This is a genomic window from Paraburkholderia sp. J69-1 (genome assembly GCF_905220255.1).
Taxonomy (GTDB): domain Bacteria; phylum Pseudomonadota; class Gammaproteobacteria; order Burkholderiales; family Burkholderiaceae; genus Paraburkholderia.
In genome coordinates, this window is record NZ_CAJMZG010000006.1 from 177474 (window position 1) to 199118 (window position 21645).

Here is a 21645-nt window from a genome sequence, read left to right on the forward strand (position 1 = left end):
CAGTACATACAAACGGCTTTCGTCCTGAGCATAGACAATACTCCCCCGGTTTCAAGCTTTAAATCATGTTTTAAAACAATTTCTGCGCAATGCATGAAAGCCAGGTAATTCTGGCTATTCAATCTGACATACAGGTATTAATGACGCGATTTAAATTGCGCTTTATAGCGTCTTTAAATTGGCCGACTCGGGCGATCGGGAATTAGATGCGCGATGGGTAATAGACGGGCATGGCCGTTGCGCAGGCAACGGCCCATGGAGGCAAGGCAGGGATGGGGATTGCGCCTATAGAGCGCGAGGTGCGTCCCGCAGGAACTCAGGCCGCGGCGGGGCCTGCCATCGGCATAAGAGGCTCGCCGGTGCATTCCACGCGGTTGCGGCCGCTGCGCTTGGCCTTGTAGAGCGCGGCATCGGCCAGCCCATAGGCGGTGTCGAAACTCGTGCCCATGACATTGGCGCTCACGCCGAAACTGCTCGTGATGCGGCGGTTGACCGGCGCCTCGAACACATGGTTCTCGATGGCCGCACGCATGGTGTCGGCCAGTTCCAGCGCTTCTTCGAGTTCGTAACCGGGCAACACCACGGTGAATTCCTCGCCGCCCACGCGCCCGATAATGCCCTTGCCGCCCACGATGCGCCGCAGACAATCGACGATACCGAGAATCACCGCATCGCCGGCCGGATGCCCATAGTCGTCGTTGACCTTCTTGAACTCGTCGATATCGAGCAGCACCATCACCGCGCAATCCACGCGCAATGCCTTGGTCGCGCGCTCGATCACGGCGCTGCGATTGAACACATCGGTCAATGCATCGTGTGTCGCGCGATATTGCAGTTGCTGGGTAAGCGTATGCATTTCGCGCTCGGCGCGATCGCTGCGGCCGATCAGGCGGCGCGTCTCGCGCATCAGGCGCTCGTAGTGGCCGATCAGGTCACCCAGCGCCTGGCGGTAACGCCCGGCATCCGCGTTGGCATCGGCACGAATCGCGCGCGCCTTTTCCAGCGCCTCGCTCTCGCTCTGAAACAGGTCCGGCGCGTCAGACGTCGATGCGTCCGCGGAAGAAGTCGTTACCACCATCGCTGTCCTTAAATCGCCACCGGGCAATCGGTGAATTTGATCGCGGTGAAATCGGTTTGCAGTTCTTCGCCGAACTCCTGGATCGTCTCGTCTTCTTCGTCGCGATACCAGTTGACCTGCACGCGGTTGCCCGCTGCAGCCGCACGATCTAGCGCGTCGAAAATGCTGAACAACATCTTCGTGCTGGAGCTGTTGAAGTACGTGAGCGTCACGTCCACCGTAATGGCGGCGTCCACGCAATCGGCCAGCCAGGCACCCAGCTTTTCGATCACAGGCGCATAGAAAGCGGCGGCGTTTTCCGGGTACGACTCGCCACGCAGCGACAGCACGTTCTGATCGAACTGGAAGTCGATTTCCGGCGAAGTCGCCGTGGCGGGAATATGTAGGTTTTCCATGGCAGTGCGCGCAATCAGATGATGGTCTTCAGGCAAAACAGCGTGGTCGCGGGATCGTCGTCACGCGGGTGGAAGGCGAATTCGAGCGGAGCGCTCGCATCGCGCGCCATCGTCAGGAAGCCCATACCGGCGCCCTTGCTTTCGGCGGGCGTTTCGGCACGCAACGAATTCTTGTAGGCCTGCTTGATCTCATCGACCGACATGCTGCGCAACGGTTCGAGTTTTTCACGCAATTCGTCCACGGCATGCGTGGCGATCGGATTCACGCACACCATCAGATGACGTTCGCCATCGCTCGTGATGCACATGGCGCCTTCGCGAATGCCGCCCTGGGTTTGCTCCGCGGGCAGCGTTTCGGACGAGTAATGCACGATATTCTGCGAAAGCTCGATAAACGACGAAAAGAGCTTGCGGCGCGTGGGCCCGTTCACGCCCGCCACTTCGAGTTGAAGCTTCACGACTTCACTCATCGCCGCGACGATGTTTTGGGAGAAGTAGCCTTTGTGATAGAAAATCAGATTGCGCTTCTGCGCAAGCTCTAGAAAGGCGCTGTTCTGCTCCAGGAGTTCAGACATAAGTTTGATCAACAATCTTAAACGCGTGCAAAAAATAAGGTGACATCGTCACGGCGCGATTGCGCGCCTTGCCATTCGGTCAATGCATCCGTGAGACGCGAGCAGATGGCCGAAGGCGTGAGCGCGCGATTCGCGAGAATCAGATCGAGCGAGCGGCGCTTGCCAAAGGCAATCTTGCGCGCGCCGCCAATCTGGTCGGTGAGGCCGTCCGTCGAAACGAACAGCAGGCTGTCTTCGGGCAACGCTACGGCGTGCAGCGGCCAGGCGTAATCCGCGAGGCTGTCGACGTAACCCACGCCCACACGCTCGCCGGCGATGGTTTCGAACTGCGCCGCGTCGGGGCGCAGCACATGCAGCGCGACGCGTGCGCCGGCAAACAGAAGCTGCTGCTGCGCGGCGTCGTACCAGAAGAACGCGGCGTCCAGCCCGTCGTTGGACTGCGGCGCATCGCCCGCGCCGTTGACCTGACCGAGCAGTCCTTTCACATTGCGATTGACGGCTGCGAGCAGCTTCGACGGATCACGCGGCCCCAGACGTTCGAGCGCCTGCGAAAGCGATGCCGAAGCCAGCAGCGTCATGAACGCACCGGGCACGCCATGGCCCGTGCAATCGGCCACGGCGCCAAACCAGCCGTCCGCGAACGAGGCGAAATGATAAAAGTCGCCGCCCACCACATCGCGCGGCTCCCAGACCAGTGCCGCATCGGGCAGCATGGTCGAAAGCGTTTCGCCCGACGCGCGCAGCATGGCCTGCTGGATCACGCTTGCATACTCGATGCTCTGCATGATCTGGCGATTCTTTTCCGCCTGCGTTTCGGCCACCGCGCCCAGCAATTGCAGACCATTGCCCACGCCCGCGAAACGCCCCTCGCGCGTGACGATAAAGCCGTCCACCAGCGCCTTTTCGCCAACCTCGACGGTCTTGAACGTGAGCGCCTCGATGCTCATATCGGCATCGACGATCAGCGGCTCCTTGTCCATGAACGCGATACAGCTTTTCTTGTCGTAAAGCTCGCGATGGAAAGGCTTGCTCATCTGCGAAAGAAAGATATCGCGATTGATGAGACCGATGGGACGATCGCCTTCGATGACAGCAACGCTGATGAGATCGCGGCGCGAGTAGAACACTTCCATCACGCGCGAATTGGAATCCGAGGCGTCGATGGCCGGCGCCGTCTGACACAGATCGCCGGCGCAACGTGGACCTCCGGTCGGACCGGAACGGTGAAATTGCGCAAGCGCTGGGTGCATGGCGAACTGATTCGTCAGAAGAGAAGATCAGCACGCTAAAGATTCTTTATGTCATTTTCGTTACATTGACATAATGATTCTCGAGCATCAATTCTTTAATTCAGCCTGGCGTTATTCCGTTGCGGCGACAACGTTTGCGGTGCGGGCTTTATTACGCAACAGGCGAGTAATGCGAAGTAATCATTGCGGGCTGCGCGGCACGGGCTCTTCGTTGGCGACTTCTTGCCAGAGTGCCTGAATCCAGTCTTTCAGCAGCAGCGATTCGGCCCAGCGGTCGGTCGTATCGTTGCCATCGCGGCCGATGATGGCGTAGGGTTTGGGGCCGAGTTCGCAGGTGAATGCCAGTGTATCGTTTGCGCCGGCGCGGCGGCGCCAAGATGCGAAACCATAGCGCCACCAGTCCATAAACAGATCGACCCACATGCGATGGGGCTCGAACGAAATTTCGATCTGCACCTGTTCGCGGCTGGCGACGCGGCCGTGAAACGACCAGGAGTGGTCGAGAATGCGGTGCATCAGGGCGTGGTTTTCTTCGGAGACCGGCCAGGAAAATTCGCGGGCGACAAGGTAGTGGGAGATATCGGCCAGCAGTTTTAGATTGGGGCGTTCGTCGAGTAGATCCAGGGTGAAGAAGAGGTCGGTGGTCATGCGGTCGCGGTGCGTTTCTATGTAGACCGGGATGTCGATCTGTTCTGCGAGGCGTTGCCAGCCGTCTAGCAGTTTTACGCACTCTTTTATTGTGCGCAGGCGGACGTCTGGCTGGATGTCTATGTGGTGGGCGCCGTAGGTTGTGGCGTTTTCAAGGATGGGTTTGAGGTCGTCGATTGTGCGGGGGAAGCTTTGGGCTTCGGCGTGCAAGTTGTAGGGGGCGCGGAGGTGGGCTAGTTTTCTGACGGACTCTTTGTCTGTGTAGTGGGCGCTTATGCCGTCGAAACCGGCCGATGCGATCATGCTTAAATTCTCCTCAAGCGTGCGTTCGTAGCCGTCCGTGTGGCGGCGTTCCATTGACCATAGGGATTGGAATGTCAGTAGTTTTTGGGGCATTTTTTTGTCCTTTTGGGAGTTTAGGTTTTGGGGTGTGTTTTATTGTGGTGTTGGCATTTCCTTGTTTTCGTGTCGGTCTATTAGCGTTGCCCCTGTGCGGGGCGGCACCTACTTTCTTTGCGGCGGCAAAGAAAGTAGGCAAAGAAAGCCGCTCACACCGCCAATATGACGCAGTCCACAACCAGCCTTTAAGGGGGAATGGTGTAGGAGCATCCGGCATCTCGCACCTTCAAAGGTAGTGACAAAGCCGTCATACATCCCGTTGCTCGCTGCGCGCGCAACGGTCGGGTTTGCCACGGAAACCAGCAAACCTTCGGTTTGCGTTATGCCCCTCGGGGCGCGTAGCGCCCCCGGGTGGGCGGGCGCCTTGTCACTCAGTGGTAGGGTGCGAGGGACCGGATGCTCCTATACCTTTCCCCCTAAACGGCGGTTTGTGGACTGCGTCACACTGGCGGTGTGAGCGGCTTTCTTTTGCCTACTTTTCTTTGCCGCTGCAAAGAAAAGTAGGTGCCGCCCCGCACAGGGGCGACGCTAATAGACCGACACGAATTCAAGGAAATGCCAACAACAGCAACAGCAACAGCAATTCAAATAAAACTCTTCAACTTAACAAGCGGATCAGCAAGCACCAAACCATCAACAGCCACCCCACGCTCCACCATCAACCGCGCCACGCGCATCTCCTTCGCAAACCCGGAAACCGCCCCAAACCCACTAGCCGCCACCAGCCGCCCCCCAACATCAAAAGCAAAATAAACACGCCCATCCCCCGCCACATCCCTAACAACCTCCCGCACACCGAGAGCCGGCTCCCCCACCACCTGCAATTGCCGATCAAACTGATCCGACCAGAACCACGGCGTCTCGCGATAAACCTCCCCAGCACCCAGCATATTGCGCGCCGCCACACACGCCTGCGACTGCGCGTTATGCCACGTCTCCTGCCGAATCCGATGCTCCCCCAACCGGCTGGGAAACACCGCCACATCTCCAGCCGCAAAAACACCCGCCACAGAACTCTCCAGCGTCTCACCCACCACAACGCCCCGCGCAGTCTCCAACCCAGCCTCGCGCGCAAGCTCATCGGCAGGCTCGATACCGATTCCCACCACCACCGTATCCGCCTCCAGCACTTCGCCAGAATCCAGCAAAACAGCAAGCGCGCCATCATCGCTACGCGTAATCGAAACAGGCGACACCTCCAGCACAACACGCACGCCATGACGCTCATGCAACGCCTGCACCTGCGCCGCAATGGCAGCCGGCACACAGCGTCCCAGCAATCGCGCAGCGCCTTCGACAACACACACACGACACCCGCGCGCCCGCGCAGAAGCCGCCACTTCCAGTCCGATAAACCCACCGCCAATCACCACCACCCGCGCCTGCTCTTCAAAACGCGGCGCCAAAGCCGCAGCATCGTCCAGCGTGCGCAGCCCCACCACGCCCTCCAGTTGCGCCCCCGGAATCGATAACCGACGCAAATGCCCACCCGTCGCCAGCAGCAACGCTTCATACCCAACGCTGCGGCCATTGGCGAGTTGCAGCGTGCGCGCCTGCGGATCGATCGCCTGCACCTTGCCCACCACATGCTCGATCCGATCGTCGCGCCACGCATGCGGCGCCCGCAACTGGCATTGCTGCGCTTCGCGCTCGCCCGTCAACAAACCTTTGGAAAGCGGCGGGCGTTCGTAAGGCAAATGCCGCTCCGCGCCGATCATCGCGATGCCACCAGTCCACCCCGCTTCGCGCAGCGTCTGCGCCGCGCGCCCGCCCGCGTGTCCCGCGCCGACGATCGTCATCACCCGTTCGGTGTTCATCGTTTCACACCTCGATCAGGATGCGCCCGCCCTCGACTTTCGCGGGCCAGGTCTTGAGCTTTTCGCAAACCGGCGCGCTCAGCGGCCGACCATCGCGCACGTCGAATCGGCCGTTGTGTTTCGGGCATTCGATCACATGCCCCATCACGAGTCCGTCGCCCAGATGCACCTGTTCGTGTGTGCAAAGGCCGTCGCTCGCGTACACATCGTCGCCGATGCGATAAATCGCAAAGGTACGCCCCGCGTGATCGAAACGCATCACGTCTTCGTCTTCGATATCGTCCAGCGCCGCCGCGTCGATCCACTGTGTCATGGTTGTCTCCAGTTTTATAGGGTGTACTGATTTTTCAGGCTCGCACCGTTTCCGGGATTGGTCGCGCGACGGCGTACTCGGGGTCGCGCGTCTGACGCACCAGCGCCGGGATAATCTCCGCATAGGCGGCCAGCGTGCTGCTATAAGGCGGCGGCATGTCGTGCTTCACGATTTCGTGCAGATCCGGCAGCGCATGAAACGGCACCATCGGAAACATATGGTGTTCGACGTGGTAATTCATGTTCCAGTACAGAAAGCGGAACAGCGGGTTCATCCGCACCGTGCGGCAATTGCGTCGATGATCGAGCACGTTCTCCGGCATGCCGGCGTGCTGCGTGAGCCCGAAATACAGATAAAGCCATGCGCCGTAGAGGCTCGGCAAGCCGATATAAAGCAGCGGCAAAATCGAATGGAAGCCGATGCACGCCGGAATCACCAGCGCGTAGACACTCAGGCTCACGCGCGCCTCGCGCACCACCTTCGGCCATTCGGATGCAGGAATAAAGGTCTCTTCTTCAGCGCCCACTTTGCCGAAGGCGGCGCTCACCATCTTCGGCAATTCATGCGAGACGTGCTTGATGGCGAATACGTTGAGCGCGATGCCGGGCCAGTCGGTCGGACGCGGCGCGCCGATCTCCGGGTCGCGGCCCACCACGAGCGTATCGGTGTGATGGCGCGCGTGGCTCCAGCGCCAGACCGTGGCGCGCCGGAATACCTGGAACGAGGCGATCTGATACAGCACGTCGTTCATCCAGCGCGTCTTGAAGGCCGTGCCGTGGCCCGACTCGTGCCAGCGCGAATCGGCCGGGCTGCAATACAGCGTGCCGTACACGAAGAAGGCCGCAATCGCCCAGAGCGAATGCAGGTGCCAGGCCAGTCCGGCGAGCGCGCCGCTCGCCACGATCGCGGCGTACCAGAGCAGCGTGTCGCGGATCGCTCGCGCGTCGCTGCGCTGCATCAATCGCTTCATCACCGGGCGCGGCACCGCGCATTGATACCACTGCGCGTTGACAAGCCCCGCGGCCCGCGCACGTTCGCCCGCGCCGCCAATCAGCCGGTAGGCGCTGCGCGCCGCGGCCGTATTCTGGGTGTTTCCGGTAGGCGCCACCTGTGTCTCCTTGTCCAGGTTGGTTCCGCTTCTTTGGCGCGGAACTCGTGTCACGAAAACTTATGTCACGAAAATAGGCCAGCAACGCGCCGACCTCAACGGGAAAATTGACGAAATTTCGTCTTTCTCGCAGCATGGCGTTTTTCTTGTTCCGCCGATCTGGAGACACCGTGCCCGAAGACAGCCCGCAGCGCTGGCGCAAACGCACCGCGCGTTTCGTCGAAATCGCCGAACTGGCCGGTGTGAGCGCCACCACGGTCGACCGGGTGCTCAACGAGCGCGGCAGCGTTTCGGCGCAGGCGCGCGAGCGCGTGATCGCCGCGGCCCGCCAGCTTGCGGTGCCGCGCCTGTTGCCGGATACCCAGCACGGGCTCATCCATATCGATGTGCTGGTGCCCAGCAGCGACTCGCCGTTCTTCCGCCGTCTGCGCGAGGCGCTGCAACGCTCGACGCAGATGCTGGACCGCCGCGTGATCGTGCACCGCACCATGCTGTCCGCCGCCGACGAAGCGCGCCTGCCGCTTTCGATCGGCCGCTCGCGTCACCCTCGCGCGGCGCTGATCGTCACCGCCCAGGACACGCCCGAGGTGCGCGCGGCGCTCGCGGCCGCCATCGCGCGCGGCGAAGCCGTGGTGACGATGGTCACCGACATCGGCGGTATCGACCGGCTGCACTATGCGGGCATCGACAATCTGCGCGCCGGGCAGACCGCCGGCTACTTTCTCGGGCGGCTGGCGAAGCCTGGGCGCGTGCTGCTGTTGCCCGCGCGGCTCGACTACCGCGCGCACGCCGACCGCATCGAAGGCTGCCGCGCGCAGATCGCCGCGCACTACGGGCATCTGGTCTGCGAAAGCGCCAGCGTCGAGTCGCTCGATCAGGACGACCGCTGCTATCAGGCCGTGAGCGCGGCCCTGCGGCGCGGGCCGCTCGCTGGCATCTACAACACGGGTTATGGATCGGCGGGCATCGAAGCGGCCCTGCGCAAGGCGGGGCTTGCGGGCGAGGTGGTCTGGATCGGCCATGAGATGTTCGATGCGCACCGCCAGTACATCGACGCCGGCATCATGGACATCGTCATCGACCAGGACCCGGACGGCCAGGTCATCTCCGCCCTGCAGCATGCGCTGCACGCGTGCGGCATCGTCGAGCGCGCGGGCGCCGACGAGCCGGTGGAATTCCGCCTGTTCTGCTCCGCGAACGTGCGGCAGAGCGCCTACCTGCGAACCTGACCGACCCTGACCGAACTTGTCGAAGATCAAGCCAAGCTCAAACGGCGACGGTCTTGAGCCGTACCTGAACCCGAAAACATAAAAATTCGGATTTTTCGGGTATTCCAAAAGACATCTTTATCCCACCCTAGTTAAATCTTCGGCTCGCGCCCGGCGCGTCGATCAGGCTGATCGACGGCGACCCTCGCCGCGCCGAAGTTCCCACTCTCATTAATCAGGATGACAAAATAAATGCGCGTCTTTCCTTTGATTAGCGATTCTCCTTCGTCGGGCGTGCCGCAAGCCCCGCGCGTCACATCCAGCCCGCCCCAGCGTTGCGCCACGCCCGCGGAAAGCCGGCCCAACGCCCGCCCTGCGCAGCGTCGCGACCGCCGGGGCCGACCGCCGCGCTACCAGTGGCCGCCCGAGGTCGTCGCGCTGCTCGGCACGATGACCGACGCCCAGGTTGCGCACATCACCGGCGCCTCGCTGCCCACGGTGAGCGCCAAGCGGCGCGCACTCGGCATCGAGTCGGCGCGCGAGCGCGGCGTCGTCGGCCATCGCTGGACCAGCGAAAAAATCGCCCTGCTCGGCAAGATCACCGACGTGGACGCAGCGCAGCGCTTCGGCGTCGTGCCGCAGACCATCGGCGCGATGCGGCACAGGCTGGGCATCGCGCCCAAATCGCGCGCCATCGAGCTCGATGTGCAAACGCTGGCCTTGCTCGGCAAGCTGCCCGACGCCACGCTGGCGCGTCAGGCAGGCGTCAGCACCGGCGTGATCGTGCGGGCGCGCGTCGCGTGCGGCATTCCCCCCTGCAAGACCGTGCACGTCTGGACCGAAGACGAGATCGCGCTGCTCGGCACCCTGTCCGACGCCAAGGTCGCACTGCGGCTGAATCTTTCGGAAACCGTCGTGAACAAGAAGCGTCGATATCTGGGCATTGAACGCGCGCGGCATCAATGGAGCCCCGAGGAACTGCAACTGCTCGGCCAGATTCCCGATGCGAAGCTCGCGAGGCGCATCGGGCTGGCGACGGTGACGGTGCGCTTGCAGCGGCGCAAGCTCGGCCTTGCGGCGGTTGCCGAACGCGGCCGCAGGCGGCATCCGCACAGCGGCGTGGCAGGCGTAGTGGGCGTGACAGGCATAGCGGGCGGCGCGCAGGCTCATGGTCTGCCGCCTGGCCAGACCGTGGGCAACTGGCTGACCGAAGGGCTTGCGCTGGTCGGCACGATGCCCGATCTGGAACTGGCCTGGCGCTACGGCAAGAGCTACAACGCCGTGCGCAGCGAGCGCATCCGGCGCGGCCTGCCGCCCGTGCGTGCGCGCCTGCAATGGAGCGAGGAGCATCTTGCGCTACTCGGCAAGGTCAGCGACGCGGTGATCGCCGAGCGCATCGGCTGCAGCAATACCACCGTCTACAAGAAGCGCACCGAACTGGGCATTGCGCCCGTGCGGCACGCGTGGACCGAAGAGGAGCTTGCCCTGCTGGGCCAGATTTCCGATTTCGAACTGGGCAAGCGCATTGGTCTGTCGGCCAAGACCGTCAATCTGAAGCGCCGCGCACTGGGGATCGCGGCGGCGCGTAGCCGCCGCGCCGCCGCATAGGTGCACGCGTGGCACGCAAGTCCTGCGTCATCCCCCCATCGGCCGCAGCACCGAAAGCCGGTTCGTGACGGCCGTCACGCCCGGCACTGCGCGAGCGATGGCGCTCACCGCATCGATCTGGCTGGCCTCCCTCACCGTGCCATCGAGCGTGATCGCACCGTTTCGCGCTACGACGCTGATATTGCCCGCGTCGATCTCCTTGTGCTGCGCTATCGCCGCATAGACCTTGCGGCTCAGCGCACGATTGGCCTTGCGGGCATCCTTCGCAGTCGATGGCGCAACCGGCGCGGCATGGGTCTGCGCCAGCGCTTGCAGCGAAACCAGCCCAGAAAGCGCGGCAATCATAAACAGGATTCCTCTATATCTCATCGACTTCTCCGAGCGTGATGGCTACCGTGAGACTCAGAACGTATGGCGAACGCCGAGCATCGCCGCCGTGGTCGAAATACTGGGCGCGACCGGTTCGCCATAGGTAATCGCCTGGTTCATGTTGCCGCGATTCGCCACATAACCCGCCTGCGCGTAGAGCAGCGTGCGCTTCGAGAGGTTGTATTCCGCGCCAATCGCATATTCGGCCGAATGATTCGCCGAATCATTCCGGTCGCGCAGATAATAAAAGCCCGACGTCACACGAAAAAACGGCGTGAACTGGTAGCCAAGCCCGGCCGAAACCAGCTGAAAATCGGCGTGACCGGTATTCGACGGATTTTTGCCGATACCATACGACGCCGAAACCGACAGCCCATGAAACGTGTATTTCGCGCCGAAGTAATAAAGCCGGTTATTGTCGAGGCCGGTTGACGGCACATTGGCGGCCAGATTCGTATCGTGCGCGTTGTAGTACACCGCAGCCAGATTCAGGCCGTAATTCGAATACTTGAGCACGGCGGATTCGCGCGTGCCGCCCTGGATCTGCCCCGGCACGCCGCCCGGCGCGTATTCGAGCGCAAGCGAAGCGCCCTGCCATTTCGGCGATTGCCAGACGATGGCATTGCTATCGTAGAGCGCGCCCACCGGCACGTTGGTGTTCGTGCCCGACCAGCCCGCCACCTGGTTCATGCCCAGCCACGCACTCAGGATGCTGCCGAAATATTGCGCCGAGCGCACGTCGGTTTCGGCCATCGCGTAGATCATGGGCGTGAATTGCCGTCCGACGTCGATCGAGCCGAACGGCCCGGAAACGCCTATCGTCGTCTGCTGGTTGAATACGGCGGTGGCGCCGGTGGTATCGGCGAGACCCAGTTTGCCGTTACCGCTATTGAACACGCCCTGCAGCCGGAAATTGACCTTGTAGCCGCCGCCGATATCTTCACTCCCCTTGATGCCCCAGAAACTTGCGTAAATACCGGCGTCTTTCAAGGCATAAACGTGGCCCAGGTTTTTCGCGGCCGGCGAAAACGAGGCCGCGAACGAGCTTTGATAGAACAGCCCGGTATCGATGGCGCCATACAGCGTCACCGAAGATTGCGCGTGCGCTGCGCCCGCCATGGCCGCGCAGGCGGCCACAGCACTCCACTGCTTTCTCATTGCGTCTCCTCAGATCTCCGATGGCCTGTGCAGGCCCATTGCCCGTGCCGATACGTGCCGGCCCGATCTCGTTGTGCCCGCGTATTTTTCTTATAGGGATCGCGGGCGTGTTGCGATGCGTGGTGTGCTTTATCGGCGCAATACGCGCAGATGGCTGCGCCGGCCCGCCGCGAACAGCAGCGCGGAAGCCAGCGCCGCGAAAGGAATCCATTCCAGCGCGGCATGCAAGCCCATGTGATCGGCGAGCAAGCCGGTAATCACGGGCCCGGCCGCCAGGCCCAGCAGATTATTGGCGAGCGCCCAGAGCGCCATGGCGGTGCCGTGAATGTCCGGCGGCGTGAGTTCGGCCACCAGCGCGCCCGTAGGCCCGCACGCGCCGGAGGTAATAAACATGCCGCCGCCGATCAGCACAAGTTGCAGCGTGCCCGGCGGCAGATGGAAAGCCGTTGCGAACGCAACCAGCGAGGCAGCGCAAAAGAGCGCCGCCATCGTCCATTTGCGCGCAGGCCGATGACGGCTGATGCGGTCGGTCAACGCGCCGCAAACGATCATGCCCAAACCCGAAGTCAGCACGAACAACGCGGCGATCACGCTTGCGCGGTCGAGACGCATGTCGTAGGCACGCACGAGGTAGCTCGGCAGCCACGCGAACAGCGCGCCGGGCAGGATCAGTTGAATGCCGCAGCCCACATACGCGAAGATCACGGCTCTGGTTGCGAATAAGGCATTGGCAATGCTGCGCGGTGTGAAGCGCGGCCGCGCGGTGCGTTGCGCGTTGAGCCCACGTGGCGCGATGCGCCGCTCCGTCACGACGAGCCGGTAAAGCGAGGCCAGCAGGAGTCCGAACACGGCCATCGTCGCGAACGACCAGCGCCAGCCCAGATGCGCCGCGACGATGCCGCTAAGCGCCATGCCGAGCATCGAACCGAATGCGCCGCCCGCGAGAAACGAGCCCGAAAGCGTCGCGCGCAGATGGGCGGGAAACACGCTGAGCACCACCGCCAGACCCACGCTGCCGTAGGCGGCTTCGCCCACGCCCACAAAGAAGCGCGCCGCGAACATCTGGCCGTAGTTCGCCGAGACCGCACAGCCCAGCGTGGCGAGACTCCAGAGCACGGCCATCAGGATCAGGCTGCGCACACGGCCCCAGCGATCGGCGAGCAGGGACAGCGGAAAGGTCAGCAGCCCAACCATCAGCGCGACGATGCTGCTGAGCGAACCCAGCTGCGTATCCGAAAGCTGCCATTGCGCCTTGAGCAGCGGAAACACCGCGTTGAGCACCTGGCGCGACATGTAATCCGCGAGCAGCAGGCCGAAGGTCAGCGCGAAAACGCACCAGGCGTAGACCCTGGGTACATCTGGCGCGGCCGCGTCGGCTTCGCCGATCGCGATGGTCGCTTGCATTCCCACGTTCGTCTCCTTGTGTGTTCGCTTGTTTCAGGGGCTTGTTTCAGGGTCTTGTGCCTGGCGCTTGTGCCTGGCATGTATTCCGGGTGCGTGTTCTGGACACTACGCGCAAGCCGTCACAACGCGCCAGGCCGCGCGAGCACTTCGATCAGCCCCTCGGCGGCCGGCCATTCGCCGTGACCGCTGGCCGGATTCAGATGCCCCACATCGCCTAGTTCGACGCACTCGCTGCCCCAGTCGCGCGCGATCGAGCCCACCCACGCATGACGGGCGAGCGGATCATTGCCGCTTGCCGCCACGATCGACGCGAACGGCAGGGCTTCGCGCGGCACCGGCAGCCAGCTCGCAGCCGCCAGCGCGTCGGCTTGCGGATAGCCCTCGGGCATCGGCGTGTCGAAATCGGGCGGCACCGCCAGCAACGCGCCACGTATCGCTTCGCTGGCCGTGCGCGGATATCGGCGCGCCCAGTGTGCGACCGAAAGGCAACCGGCGCTGTGCGCGACGATCACCACCGGCGCTGCGCTCGCGCGAACGCAGGACCTTACCGCTGCTTCTATCGCGTCCACGCGCGCGGCGCAATCGAGATCGGCACGACCCATCGGCGCGACCGCCGCCACAGGCCGGCGCGCGGCTCGCAAGCGCGCCTCCAGCAGCGTCTGCCAATGCTGCTCGATGTGATCGCGCAGACCCGGGACGATCAGAACCCACGGTTCGCGCCTGATGGTGTGCGTCATGGTGCTTTTCCCGTTCACGCCGCCGATTTCACGAGCCCGAGGCCCGACGCGAGCGCGCGATTCGGCAGATAGCCATTGGCGGCGAGCGTCGTATCCACGTCGTCGTAGAAGGTGCCGATGCGGTAAATCGCGCGCGCCTCCTTGCCGCTGGCGATCTCGCGCCCCAGTTCGCGCGCCACGCGCACGCACTGCTCGATCTGCTGCACCGAACTCATGCGTTCGCCATGCTGGCCGATGATCGTATCCTCGATCCCACAGCGCGGATGCAGCCCCATCGACATCGCCATCATGTTGAACGGCAGCACATTCTTGAGCAGCGACTCGGCGGTGAGTGTGCAGCCTTGCGGCGCGCGGTGCACGAAGTTGAAGAAGTTGAACGGATTCGGGCCGTCGAAACCGCCGCCGATGCCGATCCACGTGAGATTGAGCGGACCGCGATACGCGCCCTTGCGCACCAGCCGCTCCAGCGTCTCCAGCGCGTGAATGCCCGTGAGCTGGAAATGCGGCTGGATGCCCGCGTTCTGCAGGCGGCGCAGATGCTCCTCGACCCACGCCGGGCCCGCCGGCACCGTCATCTCCGCATAGGCCGCCTGCAAGGCCGGATTCGCCAGCGACGTGCCATGCAGATACTCCGGGTACAGCAACTCCATGATGTTCATCTGCGTGGTGTTGATGGCGACCGTCACCTGGTCGGGGCGCGGTTCGAGTTCGGCCAGCATGTGGCGCGTATCGTCGGAGAGCCATTTGGCGGCCTGGCCGTCGTCTTCCGGCGCAAACGAAATCGAGCCGCCCACCTGGATGATCATGTCGGGCACGGCCTTGCGCACGCCGGCAATCAGCTCGTTGAATTTCGACAGACGTTTCGAACCCTTGCCGTCCAGCTCGCGCACATGCAGATGCAGCACCGTTGCGCCCGCGTTATAGCAGTCCACCGCTTTCTGCACCTGCTCGTCCATCGTCACCGGAATATCTTCCGGGAAGTCCTCGGGCATCCACTCGGGGCCATAAGGCGCCACCGTGATCACGACCTTGTCCATGTTCTCGGGATGCAGCGAATCGTCGAAGAATTGCATGTGCGGGCTCCAATGTCTTTTTTGTACGATGAATGAATCGATAAACCGATAATTGATTCGGCATCCGTATCAATACGGAATGTCGCCGATAATGCCCGCGCGCTCCATCTTGCGATGACACGGCGGGTAATCCATCACGGCGTAGTGCTGCGTGCTGCGGTTGTCCCAGATCGCCACGCTGCCCGGTTGCCAGCGCCAGCGCACCTGGTATTCGGGCACGTAGGCCTGGCTGATCAGGTAATGCAGCAACTGGCCCGCGCCGGGGTTGTGGTCCTGGCCGATACGCACGCGCGCAGCCGTGTGATAGTTGACGAAATGCGTCGTGAAGCCGTTGACGAACAGCACTTTCTCTTCGGTTTCGGGGTGCGTGCGCACGACCGGATGTTCGGCATCGGGATATTGCGCTTTCAACGCGAGCCGCTTGTCGATCGGCATCGCTGCGCCAAAACTCGACTGGATACTGTGATTCGCACGCAGATCCGCGATCTGCGCCTTCACGGTCTCCGGCAGTTTTTCATAGGCCAGCGCCATATTGGCCCACATGGTATCGCCGCCTACCGGCGGGCATTCCACGCAGCGCAGCACCGCGCCCATTTGCGGCGCGGCGCGCCAGGTGGCGTCGGAATGCCAGGCGTTTTCGTAGCGATCGTTCGGGTGATCGGGCGTCTTGTAGATCTGCACCAGACCCGGATGATCGGGATGGCTGCCCGCAACGGGGTGATCTTCCAGCGCGCCAAAACGCTCGGCAAACGCTACGTGCTCCGCGCGCGAGAGCGTCTGGCCACGCAGGAACAGCACCTTATGCCTGAGCAGCGCCGCCTTGATCGCGGCGAACAGGCCGTCGTCGTGCACGGCATCGGCGAGATCGACGCCCACCAGTTCCGCGCCGATCGCGCAGGTCAATTGCTCGACTTTCATCGCGCCTCCTCAGAGCGTGAAGACCGACGAACCGGTCGTGCGGCGCGCCTCGATATCGCGATGCGCCTGCACGGCATCTTCGAGCGCATAACGCTGATTGATTTCGATGCGGATGCGCCCGGCCGCGACGTGACCGAAAATCTCATCGGCGAGCGCGGCTTTTTCGGCGGGATCGGCGATGTAGTCGGCCAGCGCCGGACGCGTGACATAGAGCGAGCCCTTCATCGCCAGCATCTGCGGCTCGAAGGCGGGCGCCTTGCCCGAGGCCGTGCCCACGCACACCAGCAGTCCGCGCCGCTTGAGCGAATCGAGCGAAGCCGCAAACGTGTCCTTGCCGACGCTGTCGTACACCACGGCCACGCCTGCGCCATCGGTCAGTTCGCGCACGCGCTTCGCCACGTCTTCGCGCGTGTAGAAGATGACGTGATCGCAGCCGTGCGCGCGGGCCACGGCCGCTTTCTGCTCGCTCGACACCGTACCGATCACCGTGAGCCCGAGCAGTTTGGCCCATTGGCAAAGGATCAAACCGACACCGCCCGCCGCGGCATGCACAAGGATCGTTTCGCCCGGCGCGAGCGGCCAGATGCGGCGCATCAGGTACGCAGCGGTCAGGCCGCGCATGGTCATGGCGGCCGCCGTTTCGCAGGCGATCGCGTCGGGCAGTTTGATGAGGGAATCGGCGCCAATCAGGCGCTCGGTGCTGTACGCGCCCAGCGTGTTGACGAAGCCCGTATAGGTCACGCGATCGCCCGGCGCCACGCCGCTCACGCCCGCGCCCACCGCTTCCACGACGCCCGCCGCCTCCACGCCCATGCCGGCCGGCAGCGGCACCGGATAAAGCCCGCTGCGGAAATACGTATCGGCGAAATTCAGTCCGACCGCCTCGTGGCGCAGCCTCACCTGGCCCGCGCCCGGCGCGCCGACGGCCACCTCCTCCCAGCGCATGACGTCGGGCGCGCCCGTCTCGTGAAATCGGATTGCATGGGCCACTTCGTGTCTCCTGTAGAGCGGATTGTTCGTATCAATGCGTCGTTTCTTTTCGATGTCGTCTGCGCTTGCAGCGTCTTGGCTGCATCGGCATCGACATCGGTTTATCTGGCGCACCGTCATGAAGCCCCATTGTGGTAAGGCCACGCCCGACGCGCTTGACCACGCGCGACACGACCTGACGCTGAACGACAAGCACCTGCACGCGCTGCTGACACGGCCCGCGTTCATGGTTATTCCTGACAGACGCCGCCCCGCGCCGACGGTAGCCTCGACGGATCACGTCTGTTTTTCACGCCATGCCCCTCCTGGTTCGCACCGCCTCCCTCACCAAATACGCCCAGATCGCCCGCAGCATCGGCCTCGATCCCGTGCGCGCGCTGCGCGAAGCCGGCATCGATCCGTCCTGTCTGACGACACCGGACCTGCGCATTCCCGAAGCGAGCTTCGCGCGCGTGTTCGAAGTCTCGGCGCACCAACGCGGCGCGGCGCTGGGCGTACGTATCGGCGAGGCGTGGCGGCTGGCCGATTTCGGCGCGCTGAGCCTGTTTTTGCAGCATCAGGCCACGCTGCGCGACGTGCTCGCGCAGATCGAAAGCTATCGGCATCTGCTAAGCGATTCGGTCGCCGTGCATGTCGAAGAAGTCGACGATGTGGCGGTACTTCATGTGGCGTTGATGACCGGCCGCCCGCACCCCGGCCCCGAAATCGTCGAAATGGCGGTGGGCGCGGTCTTCAGCCTCGTACGCGCGATGCTGGGTCCCCAATACATGCCGCGCAGCGTGCATTTCACGCATGCAGCGCCCGTTAGCGTAGAAGTGCATCGGCGCTTCTTCGGCCAGCGGGTGGAATTCGAAAGCGAGTGCGATGGCATCGTGATGGCGCGGCACGATCTCGATCGCGCCAATCCGCTCGCCGATGCGCATCTCGCGCACTACGCCAAAGAACTGCTCGATCTGCAGCCGCGTTATCAGCAGGAATCGCTCGCCGACAATGTGCGGCGCACGCTGCATATCCTGCTGCCGCGCGGACAGGGCGCGATCGAGCCCGTCAGCATGCGGCTGGGCCTCACGCCGCGCACGCTGCAACGTCAGCTCGAACAGACCGGCATGCGCTTTTCGACGCTGCTCAACGAGGTACGGGCGTCGCTGGCGATCCGCTATTTGACGCAGCCGCGCCATTCGGTTTCCGATGTCGCGGATCTGCTGGGGTTTTCGGAATTGAGTGCGTTTTCACGCTGGTTCAGCAGCGAGTTCGGTCAGGCGCCCAGCCATTGGCGCGGCGCGCTGCTCGAACAGAACGCCAACGGTTCTGTTCACACCGATCACTAGATCGCGCTTTCTATGGCTTCGCCACGCTGATCTGCGCATCGATCACCTGCGTGCTCAGGCGGTTCAGACAAAGCTGGCCGCCGCCCATCACACGCCCGGTACGTAGATCGAAACGCAATCCGTGTGCGGGGCAACTCAGCACGCTCCCTTGCAACGCGCCATTCGCAAGCGATGCACCGTTGTGCGGACAACTATTTTCGATGGCATGCAATTGCCCTTCGATACGAAAGACCACCACGCTGCCGCCATCGACGAATACGAGTTTGCGCTGCCCTTCACCCAGGTCGCTATCGGCGCAAACAGGAATGGGCGTGTTCATACGCGCGCTCATGCGCTTTTGCGCAAAAAGCCCTGATTCGCGCCCTGGCGATTCGGTGCAAAGCCATTCGCGAGCAGCGATGTTTCGACCGTGTCGTAAAACACGCCGATGCGCGATATCTCGCGCGCTTCTTTCGCCGTGGCGATATCGCGGCCGAACTCGCGTGCGATACGCACCAGTTGCTCGATCTGCTTCACGGTACTCATTTTTGCCGTGCGCGCCTGGTTCCACAAACAGTCTTCGATACCGCAGCGCACGTGCAGGCCCATCGCAATGCCCATCATGTTCACGGGCAGCACATTGCGCACGTTGCTTTCCACCGTGACCACCGCGCCATCGGGCACCGCGCGCATGAAATTGGCGAGGCTATAGACGCTGGGCGTATCCATGCCGCCCGCAATCGCGACCCAGTTCATCACCAGCGGCCCTTTGTAGAAGCCGCGCCGCATCAGCCGCTCGACCGACTCGAAGCTGTTGAGGTTGTAGCACTGGAACGCGCTCTGAATACCCTTCGCCGTGAGACGGCGCACGTGTTCCTCGACCCATCCCGGCTGGGCCGGCACGGTCATTTCCTTATAGGCGCCGAAGATCGCGGGATGCTCACGCGAGGTGCCCTTGAAATCGGCGTCTTCGGCCTGATCGGTCACGTTCATCTGCGAGGTGTTGACCGTCACCGTGACCTGGTCCGGCGCGGGTTCGAGATCGGCGAGCATATGGCGCGTGTCGTCGGACAGCCATTGCGCAGCCTGCCCTTCGTTTTCCGGCGCGAATGAGATCGATCCGCCCACCTGGATGATCATCTGCGGCACCGCCCGGCGCACACCGGCAATCAGCGCATTGAATTGCGAAAGCCGCTTGCTGCCCTTGCCGTCGAGTTCGCGCACATGCAGATGCAGCACCGTCGCGCCCGCGTTGTAGCAATCGACGGCCTTCTGGATCTGCGCCTCCATCGTCACGGGAATGTCTTCGGGAAAATCGCCGGGCAGCCAGCCGGGCGCATAGGGCGCGGCGGTGATGATCAGCGGCGGCTGGTTCTCGGGGAAAAGATGGCCGTCGAGAAAGTTCATGGGGAATCTCCAGGTGGCGAGCAGACGATCGGTGGGAATGCGCCTCATTGTTCGGCTTCGATGCGCGCCGCGCTTGATCGTGGATGACAGTCGCCTGGCCGATTGGGACATCGCCGGACATCGACGGACGTTTCCCTAGCCTATTTAGCTGGAATAAAGCTCGTGGCTTTTCAGATCGGAACCTGAAATTAAATCAATTTAACAACTCGGAATATTTCGGAAATTCACGAAAAAAATGCCGTCATTCGATGCGATCGGCATATGACGGGATAAATTACCGGCGAATATCCACCGGCAATGCGAGACAGCGCCAGCCGCCTGAGCCGGTCGCCCGATCGGGTCGCCCGCGCCGCCCAAGACGGCCTGAAAGCCATTTACAAAATCCATAAGCCATATTATTCACTTCACCATCTATCGCAATTCGGTCGATTCAAATTAAAATGCCGAACCGCGTCCAATATCGTGGCGTGAGAAGAACAAAATCAGCATAAAATACCTGCCGGTGACAAACCGGCAAAAATTGACCAAAGCGAAATTCGCGCAGCCTTGTCTTCGAATGCGCAGCGCGATTTAAAACCACCACGACCGGGGAATGTCACTGCGAAGAAAAACGATCGCCGCCGCACGGCGAACTCTCGCGCATAGACCAGACCAATCATGCAGTACCCGACCACGCCCTCGCTACGCCCTGTTCCGCCCCGCCTGCTCGCGCTCGCCGCGTTCCTGAGCGCCGCGCCCGGCCTCGCCTTCGCCGATTGCATCGACGACGCGGCCGCGTTCCAGCACGTCAACGTGAGCCTGATGCGCGCCATTGCGCAGGTGGAATCCGGCACCCAGACCAACGTCGTCAATCGCAACAGCAACGGCACGGTCGATATCGGCCTCATGCAGATCAACAGTTCCTGGTTGCCGCGCCTCGCGCAGGTGGGCATCACCGAACAGAGCCTTTACGATCCCTGCACGAACGCCTACGTCGCCGCCTGGATTCTCGCGGAAAACATCCGCCAGTTCGGCCCGACATGGAATGCGATCGGTGCGTACAACGCCGCCTCGCCCGAAAAGCGCCTGGCCTACGCGCAAAAGGTCTACGCCACCGCGCAATCCATCACCCGTTCGCCGGACTCGCCCATGCCTATCCTCCCGCCCTCCTACACACCGCCCGCGGGCGGCTACAACCCGTTTTCGAATCTCGAGGTCACGCAGGTCCGCATGAGCGCGCCGCGCACCACGCAGTCGGCGCCCGCTGCGCTGCCGGCCTCGCAGGCGATCGCGCAAGGCGTGGCGCCCGGCGCCTACAGCTTCGGCTGGGCCGTGACGGGCGCGGACGACGCCAAGCCCGTACAGGTATTCGACGACGGCGCGAAGATCTACGTGCAGTTCAGCGACATGAAACGCCCGCCCGCGATCTTCGCGGACACGCCGCGCGGGCGCGTGCTGTTGCGCTGGGAAGCGCAGCCGCCATATGCGGTGATCTCATCGGCGGAACGCACGCTGATTTTCCAGATCGGCACGTCCGAGGCACGGGCGCAAAAAACCGCGAACGCCGATGCGGGCCGCCCGGCTTTGCCTGGCGCGCAGAATACGGCGGCAAAGAGCAATAAGGCCGATAAAGCCGATAAAGCGGCCGCGCCTTCGACCGATGCGCTCTGGTATCTCAACGTGCCGCGCCAGGCCGCCCAGGTGCAGACAAAAGCGCAGGAGCCGGCGCGTACCGCGGTGCAGACCGAAGCACAGGCCACGCCGCCTGCTGCCGGGGCAACGTGGCCGGTTGCGCAAACGCCGTCGCTCAACAAGCCATCGGCACCCGCAAAGAGCGACACGAACAACACCAACACGAACGCAAACCCGGGCACGAGCGCCCTGTGGTACGTGACGAAATGACA

Annotated in this window: 21 protein-coding genes; 4 read left to right on the forward strand and 17 right to left on the reverse strand. The window is 62.9% G+C overall.

The genetic code is table 11. The annotated features are described in order from the left end of the window. Nucleotides 1–316: 316 nt before the first annotated feature. The 8 genes from U5A67_RS12905 to U5A67_RS12940 form a co-directional block, all read right to left on the reverse strand. Nucleotides 317–1078: a GGDEF domain-containing protein gene (locus tag U5A67_RS12905; protein WP_205987013.1), complete on the reverse strand. Its 762-nt coding sequence runs from the start codon at nucleotides 1076–1078 to the stop codon at nucleotides 317–319. 8 nt (nucleotides 1079–1086) lie between these two features. Beyond that, nucleotides 1087–1473, reverse strand: coding sequence for a DUF1987 domain-containing protein (locus tag U5A67_RS12910; RefSeq protein WP_321814851.1), 387 nt, complete (start codon nucleotides 1471–1473; stop codon nucleotides 1087–1089). A gap of 14 nt (nucleotides 1474–1487) precedes the next feature. Continuing rightward, entirely contained in the window at nucleotides 1488–2048 is a 561-nt protein-coding gene (locus U5A67_RS12915) for a SiaB family protein kinase (RefSeq protein ID WP_205987015.1), read from the reverse strand. A gap of 17 nt (nucleotides 2049–2065) precedes the next feature. Then, complete coding sequence (locus U5A67_RS12920) at nucleotides 2066–3298, reverse strand: SpoIIE family protein phosphatase (protein ID WP_205987016.1); 1233 nt, start codon at nucleotides 3296–3298, stop codon at nucleotides 2066–2068. A gap of 180 nt (nucleotides 3299–3478) precedes the next feature. Next, a complete protein-coding gene (locus U5A67_RS12925; protein ID WP_321814850.1) occupies nucleotides 3479–4342 on the reverse strand; it encodes a sugar phosphate isomerase/epimerase in 864 nt (287 codons plus the stop codon). Nucleotides 4343–4929: 587 nt separating this feature from the next. Next, the gene (locus U5A67_RS12930) at nucleotides 4930–6162 is read right to left on the reverse strand and encodes an NAD(P)/FAD-dependent oxidoreductase (RefSeq protein ID WP_321814849.1); all 1233 of its coding nucleotides are present in this window, start codon (nucleotides 6160–6162) and stop codon (nucleotides 4930–4932) included. Nucleotides 6163–6166: 4 nt separating this feature from the next. Then, entirely contained in the window at nucleotides 6167–6475 is a 309-nt protein-coding gene (locus tag U5A67_RS12935; protein ID WP_205987648.1) for a MocE family 2Fe-2S type ferredoxin, read from the reverse strand. A gap of 34 nt (nucleotides 6476–6509) precedes the next feature. Then, nucleotides 6510–7583, reverse strand: coding sequence for a fatty acid desaturase family protein (locus U5A67_RS12940; RefSeq protein WP_321814848.1), 1074 nt, complete (start codon nucleotides 7581–7583; stop codon nucleotides 6510–6512). A 170-nt stretch (nucleotides 7584–7753) separates the two neighbouring features. Between U5A67_RS12940 and U5A67_RS12945 the strand changes: the two genes are divergently transcribed. Further along, nucleotides 7754–8812, forward strand: coding sequence for a LacI family DNA-binding transcriptional regulator (locus tag U5A67_RS12945; protein ID WP_321814847.1), 1059 nt, complete (start codon nucleotides 7754–7756; stop codon nucleotides 8810–8812). A 231-nt stretch (nucleotides 8813–9043) separates the two neighbouring features. Next, a complete protein-coding gene (locus tag U5A67_RS12950; RefSeq protein ID WP_321814846.1) occupies nucleotides 9044–10399 on the forward strand; it encodes a hypothetical protein in 1356 nt (451 codons plus the stop codon). Nucleotides 10400–10426: 27 nt separating this feature from the next. Here the strand turns inward: U5A67_RS12950 and U5A67_RS12955 are convergent, their stop codons facing one another. The 7 genes from U5A67_RS12955 to U5A67_RS12985 form a co-directional block, all read right to left on the reverse strand. Further along, a complete protein-coding gene (locus tag U5A67_RS12955) occupies nucleotides 10427–10744 on the reverse strand; it encodes a BON domain-containing protein (RefSeq protein WP_321959703.1) in 318 nt (105 codons plus the stop codon). A gap of 57 nt (nucleotides 10745–10801) precedes the next feature. Next, the gene (locus U5A67_RS12960) at nucleotides 10802–11926 is read right to left on the reverse strand and encodes a porin (protein WP_321814844.1); all 1125 of its coding nucleotides are present in this window, start codon (nucleotides 11924–11926) and stop codon (nucleotides 10802–10804) included. 129 nt (nucleotides 11927–12055) lie between these two features. Beyond that, entirely contained in the window at nucleotides 12056–13330 is a 1275-nt protein-coding gene (locus U5A67_RS12965; protein ID WP_321814843.1) for an MFS transporter, read from the reverse strand. A 119-nt stretch (nucleotides 13331–13449) separates the two neighbouring features. Continuing rightward, nucleotides 13450–14067, reverse strand: a complete 618-nt coding sequence (locus tag U5A67_RS12970; RefSeq protein WP_321814842.1) for an RBBP9/YdeN family alpha/beta hydrolase — start codon at nucleotides 14065–14067, stop codon at nucleotides 13450–13452. A gap of 14 nt (nucleotides 14068–14081) precedes the next feature. After that, the gene (locus U5A67_RS12975) at nucleotides 14082–15140 is read right to left on the reverse strand and encodes a 3-keto-5-aminohexanoate cleavage protein (protein WP_321814841.1); all 1059 of its coding nucleotides are present in this window, start codon (nucleotides 15138–15140) and stop codon (nucleotides 14082–14084) included. 69 nt (nucleotides 15141–15209) lie between these two features. Further along, nucleotides 15210–16058: a TauD/TfdA dioxygenase family protein gene (locus U5A67_RS12980; protein ID WP_205987633.1), complete on the reverse strand. Its 849-nt coding sequence runs from the start codon at nucleotides 16056–16058 to the stop codon at nucleotides 15210–15212. Between the two features lie 9 nt (nucleotides 16059–16067). Next, nucleotides 16068–17048, reverse strand: a complete 981-nt coding sequence (locus U5A67_RS12985; protein WP_321814840.1) for a quinone oxidoreductase — start codon at nucleotides 17046–17048, stop codon at nucleotides 16068–16070. A gap of 296 nt (nucleotides 17049–17344) precedes the next feature. On the opposite strand from U5A67_RS12985, the gene U5A67_RS12990 reads away from it, so the two are divergent. Continuing rightward, a complete protein-coding gene (locus tag U5A67_RS12990) occupies nucleotides 17345–18376 on the forward strand; it encodes an AraC family transcriptional regulator (RefSeq protein WP_321814839.1) in 1032 nt (343 codons plus the stop codon). A 10-nt stretch (nucleotides 18377–18386) separates the two neighbouring features. On the opposite strand, the gene U5A67_RS12995 is transcribed toward U5A67_RS12990, so the two are convergent. Continuing rightward, nucleotides 18387–18695 carry a Rieske (2Fe-2S) protein gene (locus U5A67_RS12995; protein ID WP_321814838.1) on the reverse strand — a complete coding sequence of 103 codons (309 nt, stop codon included), beginning with the start codon at nucleotides 18693–18695 and terminating at the stop codon, nucleotides 18387–18389. Nucleotides 18696–18703: 8 nt separating this feature from the next. Beyond that, nucleotides 18704–19762, reverse strand: a complete 1059-nt coding sequence (locus tag U5A67_RS13000) for a 3-keto-5-aminohexanoate cleavage protein (protein WP_321814837.1) — start codon at nucleotides 19760–19762, stop codon at nucleotides 18704–18706. Between the two features lie 657 nt (nucleotides 19763–20419). On the opposite strand from U5A67_RS13000, the gene U5A67_RS13005 reads away from it, so the two are divergent. Continuing rightward, nucleotides 20420–21643, forward strand: coding sequence for a transglycosylase SLT domain-containing protein (locus U5A67_RS13005; RefSeq protein ID WP_321814835.1), 1224 nt, complete (start codon nucleotides 20420–20422; stop codon nucleotides 21641–21643). Nucleotides 21644–21645: the final 2 nt, after the last annotated feature.

Bases quoted from the DNA above. Each gene is read 5' to 3' on its own strand.
- U5A67_RS12915 (WP_205987015.1), bottom strand. From the start codon at position 2,048: ATGTCTGAACTCCTGGAGCAGAACAGCGCCTTTCTAGAGCTTGCGCAG.
- U5A67_RS13000 (WP_321814837.1), bottom strand. From the start codon at position 19,762: ATGAACTTTCTCGACGGCCATCTTTTCCCCGAGAACCAGCCGCCGCTG.
- U5A67_RS12955 (WP_321959703.1), bottom strand. From the start codon at position 10,744: ATGATTGCCGCGCTTTCTGGGCTGGTTTCGCTGCAAGCGCTGGCGCAG.
- U5A67_RS12975 (WP_321814841.1), bottom strand. From the start codon at position 15,140: ATGCAATTCTTCGACGATTCGCTGCATCCCGAGAACATGGACAAGGTC.
- U5A67_RS12970 (WP_321814842.1), bottom strand. From the start codon at position 14,067: ATGACGCACACCATCAGGCGCGAACCGTGGGTTCTGATCGTCCCGGGT.
- U5A67_RS12930 (WP_321814849.1), bottom strand. From the start codon at position 6,162: ATGAACACCGAACGGGTGATGACGATCGTCGGCGCGGGACACGCGGGC.
- U5A67_RS12925 (WP_321814850.1), bottom strand. From the start codon at position 4,342: ATGCCCCAAAAACTACTGACATTCCAATCCCTATGGTCAATGGAACGC.
- U5A67_RS12905 (WP_205987013.1), bottom strand. From the start codon at position 1,078: ATGGTGGTAACGACTTCTTCCGCGGACGCATCGACGTCTGACGCGCCG.
- U5A67_RS12920 (WP_205987016.1), bottom strand. From the start codon at position 3,298: ATGCACCCAGCGCTTGCGCAATTTCACCGTTCCGGTCCGACCGGAGGT.
- U5A67_RS12965 (WP_321814843.1), bottom strand. From the start codon at position 13,330: ATGCAAGCGACCATCGCGATCGGCGAAGCCGACGCGGCCGCGCCAGAT.
- U5A67_RS12990 (WP_321814839.1), top strand. From the start codon at position 17,345: ATGCCCCTCCTGGTTCGCACCGCCTCCCTCACCAAATACGCCCAGATC.
- U5A67_RS13005 (WP_321814835.1), top strand. From the start codon at position 20,420: ATGCAGTACCCGACCACGCCCTCGCTACGCCCTGTTCCGCCCCGCCTG.
- U5A67_RS12935 (WP_205987648.1), bottom strand. From the start codon at position 6,475: ATGACACAGTGGATCGACGCGGCGGCGCTGGACGATATCGAAGACGAA.
- U5A67_RS12960 (WP_321814844.1), bottom strand. From the start codon at position 11,926: ATGAGAAAGCAGTGGAGTGCTGTGGCCGCCTGCGCGGCCATGGCGGGC.
- U5A67_RS12980 (WP_205987633.1), bottom strand. From the start codon at position 16,058: ATGAAAGTCGAGCAATTGACCTGCGCGATCGGCGCGGAACTGGTGGGC.
- U5A67_RS12910 (WP_321814851.1), bottom strand. From the start codon at position 1,473: ATGGAAAACCTACATATTCCCGCCACGGCGACTTCGCCGGAAATCGAC.
- U5A67_RS12995 (WP_321814838.1), bottom strand. From the start codon at position 18,695: ATGAACACGCCCATTCCTGTTTGCGCCGATAGCGACCTGGGTGAAGGG.
- U5A67_RS12950 (WP_321814846.1), top strand. From the start codon at position 9,044: ATGCGCGTCTTTCCTTTGATTAGCGATTCTCCTTCGTCGGGCGTGCCG.